7 protein-coding genes are annotated in these 11,651 nt (G+C 72.4%); 3 read left to right on the plus strand and 4 right to left on the minus strand.

The annotated features are described in order from the left end of the window. Window positions 1-179 precede the first annotated feature (179 nt). Window positions 180-2,294 carry an NAD-dependent DNA ligase LigA gene (ligA, locus tag OG776_RS05920; RefSeq protein WP_329319351.1) on the plus strand — a complete coding sequence of 705 codons (2,115 nt, stop codon included), beginning with the start codon at window positions 180-182 and terminating at the stop codon, window positions 2,292-2,294. 280 nt (window positions 2,295-2,574) lie between these two features. On the opposite strand, the gene OG776_RS05925 is transcribed toward ligA, so the two are convergent. Beyond that, window positions 2,575-3,816 (minus strand): NAD(P)/FAD-dependent oxidoreductase, encoded by a 1,242-nt coding sequence (locus tag OG776_RS05925; protein ID WP_148009770.1) that lies wholly within the window; start codon window positions 3,814-3,816, stop codon window positions 2,575-2,577. Window positions 3,817-4,080: 264 nt separating this feature from the next. Next, on the minus strand, window positions 4,081-4,428 hold the full coding sequence (locus OG776_RS05930) for a PRC-barrel domain containing protein (protein ID WP_329319354.1): 348 nt from the start codon (window positions 4,426-4,428) through the stop codon (window positions 4,081-4,083). A 317-nt stretch (window positions 4,429-4,745) separates the two neighbouring features. Between OG776_RS05930 and OG776_RS05935 the strand changes: the two genes are divergently transcribed. Then, window positions 4,746-5,852: a PP2C family protein-serine/threonine phosphatase gene (locus OG776_RS05935; RefSeq protein ID WP_148009768.1), complete on the plus strand. Its 1,107-nt coding sequence runs from the start codon at window positions 4,746-4,748 to the stop codon at window positions 5,850-5,852. A gap of 103 nt (window positions 5,853-5,955) precedes the next feature. On the opposite strand, the gene OG776_RS05940 is transcribed toward OG776_RS05935, so the two are convergent. Beyond that, entirely contained in the window at window positions 5,956-8,226 is a 2,271-nt protein-coding gene (locus OG776_RS05940; RefSeq protein WP_329319358.1) for a M4 family metallopeptidase, read from the minus strand. A gap of 644 nt (window positions 8,227-8,870) precedes the next feature. On the opposite strand from OG776_RS05940, the gene OG776_RS05945 reads away from it, so the two are divergent. Continuing rightward, the gene (locus tag OG776_RS05945; protein WP_148010540.1) at window positions 8,871-9,491 is read left to right on the plus strand and encodes an L-threonylcarbamoyladenylate synthase; all 621 of its coding nucleotides are present in this window, start codon (window positions 8,871-8,873) and stop codon (window positions 9,489-9,491) included. A 156-nt stretch (window positions 9,492-9,647) separates the two neighbouring features. Here the strand turns inward: OG776_RS05945 and OG776_RS05950 are convergent, their stop codons facing one another. Next, window positions 9,648-11,474 carry a PucR family transcriptional regulator gene (locus OG776_RS05950; protein ID WP_329319360.1) on the minus strand — a complete coding sequence of 609 codons (1,827 nt, stop codon included), beginning with the start codon at window positions 11,472-11,474 and terminating at the stop codon, window positions 9,648-9,650. Window positions 11,475-11,651 lie beyond the last annotated feature (177 nt).

Consider the following 11,651-nt stretch of genomic DNA (forward strand, 5'->3'; position numbering starts at 1 on the left):
CGGTGAGAATTGCCCGCCGACCTCGTGACGCCCGCCGTCCGGCGTCGGTGACGCCCGCCCCCGGCCCTCGTGACACCCGTCGCCCCGGCTGCCTGACGCCCCCTCTCCCGGCCACGGGCCCCGTGCCCTGCCCGGTCGACGGCGCCCGCACCAGGGCGTTGTCAGTGGTGGCGTGCAGGATGACGGGTATGACAACACCAGCTGCAGTGATCGTGGATGCCGTCGCCTACGCACAGGCGGTCGAGGACGCGGTGCGGGCGTCGGCGGCCTACTACACAGGCGGCACATCCGTCCTGGACGACGACGCCTACGACCGGTTGGTGCGCGGTATCGCGGCATGGGAGGCGGAGCACCCCGAGGAGGTGCTGCCCGACTCGCCGTCGGGCAAGGTCGCCGGCGGCGCCGTGGAGGGCGACGTCCCGCACACGGTGGCGATGCTGAGCCTGGACAACGTCTTCTCCGCCGAGGAGTTCACCGCGTGGACCGCGTCCCTGGCCCGCCGGATCGGCCACGAGGCGACCCGGTTCAGCGTCGAGCCGAAGCTCGACGGCCTCGCGATCGCCGCCCGGTACACCCGCGGCCGTCTGGAGAGACTCGTCACCCGGGGCGACGGGACGGCCGGGGAGGACGTCTCGCACGCCATCGGGACCATCGAGGGACTCCCGCTCAGGCTCGCGGAGCCGGTCACGCTGGAGGTGCGCGGTGAGGTCCTGATGTCCACCGCGCAGTTCGAGTACGCCAACGAGGTGCGTACCGAGCACGGCGGGCAGCCGTTCGCGAACCCGCGCAACGCCGCGGCGGGCACCCTGCGGGCCAAGGACCGCGCCTACACCGTGCCGATGACCTTCTTCGGGTACGGACTGCTGCCGCTGCCCGACACGGACAGCGCGCTCGCCGAGCGCCTGGCCGGGCCGGCGCACAGCGACCTCATGGCGCTTGCCGGAGCGTACGGGGTGAGCACCACCGCGACCACCGCCGTGCCCGGCATCACCGCCGAGACCACCGAGCAGGTCCTGGCCCGCGTCAAGGAGATCGCGGCGCTGCGGGCCGAACTGCCCTTCGGGATCGACGGAATCGTGGTCAAGGCCGACCTGGCCGACGACCAGCGGGCCGCCGGATCGGGCTCGCGTGCCCCGCGCTGGGCCATCGCCTACAAACTGCCCGCGGTCGAGAAGATCACCCGGCTGGTGGGCGTCGAGTGGAACGTGGGCCGTACCGGCATCATCGCCCCGCGCGCCGTCCTGGAGCCGGTCGAGATCGACGGCTCCACCATCACCTACGCCACGCTTCACAACCCGGCGGACATCACCCGCCGGGACCTGCGCCTGGGCGACCACGTCATGGTGCACCGCGCCGGTGACGTCATCCCCCGTGTCGAGGCGCCGGTCGCCCACCTGCGCACCGGTGAGGAGGAGCCGATCGTCTTCCCCGAGGTGTGCCCGCGGTGCGGATCGGCCATCGACACCGGTGAGCAGCGCTGGCGTTGCGCCAACGGCCGCAACTGCCACCTGGTGGCGGCCCTCTCGTACGCCGCCGGACGCGACCAGCTCGACATCGAGGGCCTCGGCTCCACGCGTGTCGTGCAGCTCGTCGAGGCAGGCCTGGTCGCCGACCTCGCCGATCTGTTCGCCCTCACCCGCGAGCAGCTCCTGGGCCTGGAGCGGATGGGCGAGACCAGCACCGACAACCTGCTGGCCGCGATCGCCGCGGCCAGGGCTCAGCCGCTGTCACGGGTGCTGTGCGCGCTGGGTGTGCGCGGCACCGGGCGCTCCATGTCCCGTCGTATCGCCCGGTACTTCGCCACCATGGACCTCATCCGCGCCGCCGACGCCGAAGAGCTGCAGCGGGTCGAGGGGATCGGTACCGAGAAGGCCCCCTCCATCGTCGCCGAGCTGGCCGAGCTGGCACCGCTCATCGACAGACTCGTGGACGCCGGGGTCAACATGACCGAACCGGGCGCCACCCCGCCCTCCCCCGTGGCCGCCACCGGGGACGCGACCGACGGCGACGCGGACGCCGCGGGCGAGGGCGCCGCGGGCGGCGGTCCCCTGGCCGGGATGACGGTCGTCGTCACCGGCGCCATGACCGGCGCCCTGGAGAAGCTCAGCCGCAACCAGATGAACGAGCTCATCGAGCGCGCGGGCGGCCGCTCCTCCTCCAGCGTCTCCAGGAAGACCACCCTGGTCGTCGCAGGAGCCAACGCGGGATCCAAGCGCGCCAAGGCCGAGGACCTCGGCATCCGGCTCGCCGGCCCCGAGGAGTTCGCCGCGCTCGTCGCCGACTTCCTCGGCTGAGCGGGCCCGTCCGGGCCTGTTCCGCACCTCACACCGGCGGCGGGCGCGGGACGGGAACAACCGCCGCCGCCCGGCCGTTGGAAGAGGTGTGGCTGCGGAGGGGACAGTGTCCCCGGGCCCGACCGAAGGCCATGGGGACGATCGTCCGGCTGAAGCCCCATGGAGCCCCCCGCCGAGAGGCGACCGCCCTCCGCCGGCCACCTCGTACGGCCCCGGCTGGTCTCCCCCGTCCAGCCGGGGCTCTCTCATGAGCGGCCCCGCCCCGGGTCCTGCCGCACGGTCACGACGCGAGGTCCCGCGCCACCGCGCGGGCCGCACGGGCCCCCGAGGCCAGCGCCCCCTGCACGGAGCCGGTGGCCCGGTGGTCACCGCACACGTACCGGCCGGGAGCGAACCGGGTGGTGCGGCTCAGCGGGTGCGGCGGCGGCATGGCGGGCAGCGCGTCGGGCACGGTGGTGGCGCGCAGGAGCTGCCACGCGCCGGCATCGGTCCCGTACACCTCGGTGAGTGCCGCGCGCGTCTCCTTCTCGCGGTCCCCGTGGTCGTCGCCCAGCACGGACGTGGCGATCAGCGCGCGGCCGGCCGGAGCGTAGCCGGGCACCACCTCGCTCAGGACGCAGGTGTTGAGGAACCTCCGGCGCACGTCCGTCAGGAGGGTGGGTTCGGCCAGGGGAGAGCGCTCGGCGGCGTGATAGTACGTCGTCACCACTCGGTACTCCGGTACGTCCAGCCCCGGCAGCAGAGCGGCGGCCGGGACCGGTCCGGTCGCCACCACCACGGCCCGCGCGGGCAGTTCACCGCCGTCGGCCGGCGCGACCCCGGTGTCCGTGAGCCGGGCCACCGGGGCGCCGAGGCTCACCGTTCCCGGCGGCAGCGCGGCGGCCAGGAGCTCCGGCACCGCCCCGATGCCCGCGGACGGCAGACAGAGGGTGCCCCGCAGCATGCTGCGCCAGACCAGGTGGAAGACCCTGCTGGAGGTCTCCAGCTCGTCCTCCAGGAAGACCCCGGAGAGGAACGGACGGAAGAAGTTCTCGACGAACTCCTCGGAGAATCCGGCCTCCGCCAGGGCGGTGCGCGTCGTGCGGTCGTCGCCGGTCGCCGGTGAGCGGACCGGGGCGAGCAGGTCGCGGGCCGACAGGACTCCCAGGGCGAGCAGGTCCCGGCCGCCGGCGAACCGGCCGGGGCGCAGATCACCGAGCCGGTGCGGCTTCCGGGTCGGGTCGCCGAAGCGCAGCACACCCTCGTCGGTGTGGACGAGGATGCCGGGGGTGAAGGGCCGCAGCCGCAGCTCCCGCAGCGGAAGGCGGCGCCGGACCTGGGGGTAGGAGGTGTTGAACACCTGGAAGCCGCGGTCGAGCAGGAACCCCTCGTGGCGGTCCGTCCGCATGCGCCCGCCGACGCCGTCCGACGCCTCCAGGACGCGGACGCCGAGTCCGGCCCGTACGAGGTCGTGGGCGCAGGCGAGGCCGGCGAGACCGGCGCCGACCACCAGCACATCGGGTTCACCGCGGGTGGCGGCCATGGGGCTCTCCTTCGCTGGGCGGCTCCGTCGGCACGGGGCGCCGGGGCACTCGGCCCTGACGGCACGAGCCCGCACGCTCCCGGACCGGGCCGCACGTCACTCTCCTGAACCGGTCTACCCGTCGTACCGGCCGCCCGGATGCGCCGGCGCGTGGATCACCCTTTCGCGCGGCCGACCGGGGGACTCCGCGACCGCACGGACGCCGGTGCCGTCCCGGGGGTGGCACCGGCGTCCGCGTCGGGGAGGCGGCCTCCTGGGGCGGTGTCAGTGACCGGACCCGTAGTGTCCGCCCAGCTGGTCGCGGTAGCGCGGGTCGCCGAGGTGCTTCTCCTCGTCGAACTCGGGCGCCGCCTTGATCTCCTCCTTGGTCCGGGAGACGTGCACGGTCCGTTCGTCGTGGCTGATGGCGGTGATCGTCCCGGCGGGGAGCAGGACCCGCTTCCCGAAGATCCAGACGCCGGTGTCGACGACGACGTACTGAGAACCGACCTCTCCCGAGTGCTTGTCGACCTTGCCGATGTGGCCGTCGCTCGCGTCCACCCGGTACCCGGTCAGATCGGCGTCCGGGGTGTGACCGGCGGTCGGCGCGTAGGCCCACAGGTTCTCGTTCACGCAGCATTCCTTCCCTTGGTCCCCGCGGGTCCCGTTCTCCGTGGAACCACGTTCTGCGCGGGTACGCGTCCCGTGGCGGTCCGCGTCGGTGCTAGTGCGCTTTCGGGGAACCGGGTGTCCGCTGATCCGGCCGCGACACCTCCGTCCCCGCCGCACTTTCGGCGCGGACGGAACGCGGACGGGAAATTCTGCATGTCAACCACCTCCTGGGCCCACTCCGTTCGGCCTCACCCACTCCGTTCGGCCTCATGAAATCGGCCACCGTGATGCGCCCGGGCGCATGACGTAGGAGCGTGGTGGAGGAGGGAGGAGTGCCTATGGGCGCGGCCGTCCCGCGGCTACGCGAGAACGGGAAGCGAGGCTGGCTGCGCGGAGCACCACCGCCGCGCTGGGTGCGGGTGCTGCCGCCGGTCCTGCTGGTGGTGGTCTGCGGCACGGAACTGGCGAGCAAGCGTCCGGTGGACATCGGATTCCTGCTGGGCGTCATCCCGTCCCTGGCGGTGCTCTCCTACGGGCCGCTGGTGACGGCGCTGTACGGCGTCGTCGTCGTCGCCCTGCTGGTCGTTCCGGTGTTCCAGCTGAACCATCCGGGCAACACCGACCTGCTGACCATCGTGTTCATCGCGGGACTCAGCGTGATCCTGTCCCTGGTACGCAGTCGTCGCGACGCCGACCTGGTCACGGTGCGCACCGTCGCCGAGGCGGCCCAGCTCGCCGTGCTGCCACCGCTTCCCGAGTCCGTGGGTCTGGTGCGCTGCGTGGGGCTGTACCGCGCGGCGCAACGCGAGACCCTGGTCGGCGGCGATTTCTTCGACGTGCGGGACGGCCCCTTCGGGGTGCGGGCCGTGATGGGGGACGTGCAGGGGCACGGTCTGTCGGCCGTCGGTACGGTCGCCTCGCTCCTCGGCGCGTTCCACGAGTCGGTGCTCGACCAGCGCGATCTGACCGAGGTGGCGGCCCGTCTGGACCGCCGGCTCATCGTCGACTCGTCGCGGACCGAGCACGCCGAGTTGTTCGCCACCGCGCTGGTTTTGGAGTTCTCCGCGGCCGCGGAGACCGTACGCATGACCTCGTGCGGGCACCCGCATCCGTATCTGCTGCGCGGCGGGAAGGCGTTCGAACTGGACCTCGAACCCGGTGCCCCGCTGGGCCTCGGGTTCTTCGGGCTCTCGCCGCCCCGGGTCCGCACGGTCCTGCTCGAACCCGGCGACCGGCTCTTCCTGGGGTCCGACGGCATGTCCGAGAGCAGGGACGCCTCCGGTGCGTTCTATCCCCTGGCCGAACGGCTGACCCGGTTCGCGCAGGAGTCGCCGTCCGAGCTCACCACCCACCTCTGGGAGGACCTTCTGGGGTTCTGCGGGGCGGTGCGTGACGACGTCACGATGCTGGTCCTCACCCCCCGGACCGAGCACGTCACCGGCTGAACCGGCGCGGGGGCCGACGAGCCCGCCCGACCGGTCCGCGCAGGGCGGGTCCGGACGGGCGGGTCGGGTCAGCGGGAGCGGGCCCGGTGCGGGCCGGCCGGGGTCAGGGGGTGAGCTGCCACTGCTGGATGTAGCCGACGTCGATGGAGGCGGTGTCCCGGACCCTGAGGATCCAGGTGCCGTCGACGGGCTGGGCGGAGGCGTCGACCGTGAAGGTCTGGTCGACGTTGTCGGCGGATCCGCCGCTGTGGTTCAGCAGCGAGTAGACGGTGCCGTTCGGACCGACGAGGTCCACCGTCAGGTCACCACGGTAGGTGTGGATGATCTTGACATAGACCTGAGTGGTGGCCGAGGCGTTGCCGTCGCGGCCGGTGACGGTGATCGGCGACTCGACCGCGGGCCCGTTGTCGGGGATGTCGACGCGGGCCCCGTTGACGTAGATGTTCGCGATCCGCCAGGAGAAGTCGGTGGAGACGGACGCCCCCGTGCTGTCGGTGACCGTGACGGTGACGGCGCTGGTCCCGGTCGTGGTCGGGACGCCCGAGATCAGTCCGGTGTCGCTGATGGAGAGGCCGTCCGGCAGCCCGGTGGCCTCGTACGAGAGACCGGCGCCGGAGTTGGTGGTGTAGGCGCTGGTCTGCAGCGAGACCTGCTGGCCGACGCCGCTGATCTGGTCGCCGATCGGGGAGACGTTGACGCCGAGGGCGATCCGGTCACCGACGTGGATGCCTGCCCAGGCGGCCGCCACCGCGAGGTAGGTGTCGCTGTAGGCGCCGAAGAGGTCGGCGGCGGCCTGCAGCGTCGCGACGCGGGCGCCGGCGTAGTTGGTGCTGGAGGTCATGTAGGTGCTGAGGGCCCGGTACCAGATCCGCTGCGCGTTCTCGATGCCGATGCCGGTCACGGGTACACCGTCGTAGGTCGGGCTGTTGTACGAGACCCCGTTGACGGTCTTGGCGCCGCTGCCCTCGGAGAGCAGGTAGAAGAAGTGGTTGGCCGGTCCCGAGGAGTAGTGGACGTCGACGCCGCCCAGCGAGGAGTCCCAGTAGTCGCGGGACGCCCCGTCCTTGGAGGGCTTGTCCATGTAGCGCAGCGGGGTGCCGTTACCGTTGATGTCGATCTTCTCGCCGACGAGGTAGTCGGGGACGTCCGCGGCCAGGTTCGCGTGGAACTCCACCGCCGCGGCGAAGATGTCCGAAGTGGCTTCGTTGAGGCCGCCCGACTCCCCCGAGTAGGTGAGATTGGCGGTGGCGGCGGTGACGCCGTGACTCATCTCGTGCGCGGCGACGTCGAGGGCGGTCAGCGGGTGGGTGTTGCCGGCGCCGTCCCCGTACGTCATGCAGAAGCAGGTGTCGGACCAGAAGGCGTTGACGTACCCGTTGCCGTAGTGGGCCCGGCTGTAGGCGGCCACCCCGTCGTTGCGGATGCCGTTGCGGCCGAAGACGTCCTTGTAGTAGTCCCAGGTGGCCGCGGCTCCGAAGGCCACGTCCACTCCGGCCGTCTGGCGGTTGCTCTGGGTGCCGTCGCCCCAGACATCGTTGTCATCCGTGAACAGGGTCCCGGTGCCCGAGGTGCCCTGGTTCAGGTCGTACGTGCGGTGACCCGCGCGGTCGCCGTCGACCAGCTGGTAGGTGGAGCCGGAGAGCGTGGAGCCGACCGGCACCGTCCCGCTGAACTGGCCCGTGCCCGTCCCGGTGTGCACGCCCTCGTAGTGGGAGAGGGCCTTGCCCGAGGCGGCGTCGGTGATGACGTGCAGTTCGCTCGGGGTGCCGTCGTCCTGGGTGCCCTCGACCAGTGACTCCCAGGCCAGCGTCGGTTCGGCCCCGGCGGCCCAGACGACCAGCCGGGGGGTGCCGTCGACCTCGGGACGGGTGGCGTCGGCCTTCTTGGCGACCGCGAGCGCCTGCCGCGCGGCGGTGCCCGACGCGACCCCGGCGGTGAGCGTGGGCACCTTGATGGTGGCCCTGGTGGCCTCCGACATGGTGCTGCGGCCGCTCCTGGTGTGCACCACGAGGTCGCCGCCGAGGACCGGAAGTCCCGCGTAGGTGCGCTCGTAGCGGGTGTGCGTGGTGCCGTCCGCGTCCTTCGCGACGTCCTTGACGATCAGCTTCTCCTTGGCGCCGAGGCCGAGGGTCTTCGCGGTGTCGCCGACCGCGGCGGTCGCGCTCTTCAGCAGCGAGGCGTGCTGGGCGGGGGACAGCTTCGCCGGTGCCGCACCGGCCCGGGGGGTGGCGGTGATCTTCGCGTGACCGTTGCCCCGGGGGGCGGCGGACGCGGCGCCGGCCTGGAAACCGGCCGCGAGCAGGGCGCTCGCGGTGGTGAGCGCCAGGACCGCGGTGTATCTGCGGCGGTTCGAGGGGTGGCGTGGCCGTGACAAGGGCTTCTCCTTCTGGCGACGATCGGCCTGTGGTCGGGGCCGACGGAGCGGGCCGGCGGGGTGGGGCCGGCGGGCAGCGCGCTGAGCAGGAAAGGGCGCCGCACGAGGTGACGCACGGAGGCGTTCTCGAACTCGGCGGCGCGCGAGAGGTGGGGGGAGGTGAAGGAACGGTGAACGTTCATGAAGAGATTGGCATCACGACCCGGTCTTTGTCATGGCGATGACAAAGCTAAGGCTGAAATTGACCATTGCTTGCTGGACGTTCACCGCTGCCCGGGGCTCTTTTCGGCCGCCGCCGGACGGACTGGGGGCTGTCCCGTGATCCCCGGCGGATCGGCGCGCGGCGTCGGACACGGTGCGCCGCACACCGGCGGGCCGTCCTCGTACCGGGCGTATGCGGGCGGTGCGACGACGCGGCGCGGTGGCGTGGCTGTGGTCGTGCGCCCGCCGGGGATCACGGGACAGCCATGGGGGGCGACCGCGCACGCCGACAGCCCCTCGCCGCTCGCCTCCCGGGCGACTGTCCGCGAGAGCCGTGTCGACGGCTGCCAGGAGGCGCCACCGCGGGAGGGAGCGGCCGGGAGAGCCGCGACCGTCCGCCCGGCGGGCCTGAGCGCCTCGCCCCGGCGATCTAAGCTCGGTCCATGGCCAAGTACTTCGACGTTCATCCGGAGAACCCCCAGCCGCGGATCATCAGCCAGGTGGCCGAGATCATCCGCGGCGGCGGTCTCGTCATCTACCCGACCGACTCCTGCTTCGCGCTGGGATGCCAGCTCGGCAACCGGGAGGGACTCGACCGCATCCGCTCGATCCGCCGGCTCGACGACCGGCATCACTTCACCCTCATGTGCCAGGACTTCGCGCAGCTGGGCCACTTCGTGCACATCGACAACTCGGTGTTCCGCACGGTCAAGGCCTCGACCCCGGGCAGTTACACCTTCATCCTCCCGGCGACGAAGGAGGCCCCGCGCAGACTGCTGCACCCGAAGAAGAAGACGGTAGGCGTCCGGATTCCCGACCACGCCGTCGCCCAGGCGCTCCTCGCCGAACTCGGTGAGCCACTGCTGTCGAGCACGCTCCTCCTGCCCGACCAGGAGAAGCCGCTCACCCAGGGATGGGAGATCAAGGACGAGCTCGATCACGTGGTGGACGCGGTCCTCGACTCCGGTGACTGCGGCGTCGAGCCGACGACGGTCATCGACTTCTCGCAGGGAGAGCCCGAGATCGTACGCCGCGGTGCGGGCGATCCGGCACGGTTCGAGTAGCCTCCGCGAGCCTGGCACCCGGCCGAACTCCCCGTAGAGGCCTCGGCGTTAGGGGCACTCCGGTGTCGCAGGTGTCGCCCCGTCACGAGCGACGAGGGTGAACCTTCTTGCCGGACGAAGCCGTTGGCGTCGAACGTCCGCCCGTACGCACGGTCGTCACCGGGTCTCCCCGCCGGGAAGGGAGTCGGAGCGCGCGCCTCCCCCGGACGCCGGACCGCTCACCTTCCAGATCCGCGTGGCCACTTGGAGGTTGAAGCGGCTGTCGACGTCGTCCAGCCGCCGTCCGCCGACCTCCCGGATACGCTGCAACCGGTACCGCAGGGTGCTGCGGTGGACGGCGAGGGCCCGCGCCGTCTCGTCGTAGTTGCCGCCGTGGTCGAAGTACCGGGTGAGGGTGTGTACCAGGTCAGTACCGTGGGTGGCGTCGTAGTCGAGGAGCGGGCCGAGCCACTCCCGGACGAAGAAGGTGACGTCCCGGGCGTCGGTTCCCCTGGCCAGGATGCGGTAGAGGCCGAGTTCCTCGTAGACCGCGGTGCCGTACGGCGGTTGCGACTGCCGGCGCACGTGCAGCGCGCTGACGGCCTGTTCGTAGGAGTGCGGGAGGCCCGCCGTCGTCTCGCACAGGCTCCCGACGCCCACCACGCCCCGCCACGAGCCCAGCTCGCCGGCGACCGCGCCGTACAGCCCGGGGTCGCGCGGTTCCCCCTGGACGACCAGCACCGCCAGGTCCGAGCGGCGGGCGAGCAGTGACCGCATCCCCAGTCCCCGTGCGGAGCGGTCGACCACGGCCAGGAACCGGTCGTCGGCGGCCGTCGCCTGCCACTGCGCGACCACGACATGGTGCGGTCCGTGCAGGTCGTGCCCGACCGCCTCGGCCCGGGCGTACGCGCCGCCCTCGTCCGCTCCGGTGAGCAGGTCCTCCACGAGATCGCGGCTCATGCGCAGTTCGGCCTCCGCAAGGCTGCGGCGGTGGGCCAGCTCCAGGGCCAGCGCGGTGCACGCGTGGCCGAGCGCGAACGCCTCCGCGTCGCCCGCCGCGCAGGCCGGGTCGACGAGTTCGATCGTGCCGAGGATCTCGCCGTGGTGGCGCGCCACCCCGATGAGGCGTCCCTCGTGGCGGACCGGGTCCGGGGTCCGCATCGCGCGGTGCAGGAGCTGTTCGCGCAGCGTCGGGTCCGGTTTTTCGTGGCTGGTGTCCACACAGGGTCCCGCCCGGGCCAGCGGGTTGCCGAAGCGGTCCTCGATGCAGGTGGCGAGCCCGGTCAGCTCGTACACCGCCTCGGCGATACCGCGCTCCCCCGCGTCGCCGTCGTGGGCGCGGGCGAGGACGTCGTGCACGGTGTGCTGCGCCTCCAGCTCCGCGACCAGCGCGGTCAGCCGTTCGTTGACCGTGTCCCGTTCCTCGATCGCCCGGAACAGCTGCCGGGCGTACTCACGGTCACGGCTGCGTGCGTCGGCGTTGTAGAGCGCGGCTGCGGTCGGCCGCGCGAGGGCGTACAGCAGGAAGCGTTCGTCGTCGGACGGTGGCTCGGGGGCGCTGACGACGAGATAGCCGAGGAGTCCGCGGGAGCTGCGCAGCCCCGCCGCCCATCCCCAGCCGCCCTCCCGGAACCGGAGGGTGCCGTCCTCCCCGTCCAGCGCGCTCAGCTGGCGGATCGCCGCGGGCAGCTCCTTGGTGGCGCGGCCGTCGAGCGCGGAGGCGCCCGGTGTGGCGTCGAGCTCGAAGCGTCCGTCCCTGAGGAGGTAGCAGCCCTCGGGCCGGCATCCGGTGAGGCGCGGCACCGCGTCCATGGCCAGCCGCAGGATCTCCTGTGCTTCGGGGGCGTCCAGCATCGTCACGACCAGCACGAACACGTCGTACAGGCTCGCCAGCTGTCTGCGGCCCCAGGAGGCCGGAGCGGTGGAGGGCACCTGGCTGGGTGAGCCGCGCGGTCCGAGGCGCTGGTGCCCCGCACCGGAGGCGTCGTCGGCCATGCCAGGCATGCGTCAATCGTACCGTTCGCACCTTTCGGCCGCCTGCCGTGCGGGCCGGCCAACCCTGTCCTGACAGGTCGAGGCCGGAGCCCGAATTTCACCCCGCCGGGCGCAGGCGCCGCCCCGCGCCCCGTAACAGTCTGGCAGGGACGGAAGCCACGACGTGGGTGCGCTCCGGGCGCCCGA

Source organism: Streptomyces sp. NBC_01689 (assembly GCF_036250675.1).
GTDB lineage: Bacteria > Actinomycetota > Actinomycetes > Streptomycetales > Streptomycetaceae > Streptomyces.

What these genes read in the sequence shown, in the direction of transcription:
- OG776_RS05935 (WP_148009768.1), top strand. Translation starts at nt 4,746, where the DNA reads ATGGGCGCGGCCGTCCCGCGGCTACGCGAGAACGGGAAGCGAGGCTGG.
- OG776_RS05945 (WP_148010540.1), top strand. Translation starts at nt 8,871, where the DNA reads ATGGCCAAGTACTTCGACGTTCATCCGGAGAACCCCCAGCCGCGGATC.
- OG776_RS05925 (WP_148009770.1), bottom strand. Translation starts at nt 3,816, where the DNA reads ATGGCCGCCACCCGCGGTGAACCCGATGTGCTGGTGGTCGGCGCCGGT.
- ligA (WP_329319351.1), top strand. Translation starts at nt 180, where the DNA reads ATGACGGGTATGACAACACCAGCTGCAGTGATCGTGGATGCCGTCGCC.
- OG776_RS05950 (WP_329319360.1), bottom strand. Translation starts at nt 11,474, where the DNA reads ATGCCTGGCATGGCCGACGACGCCTCCGGTGCGGGGCACCAGCGCCTC.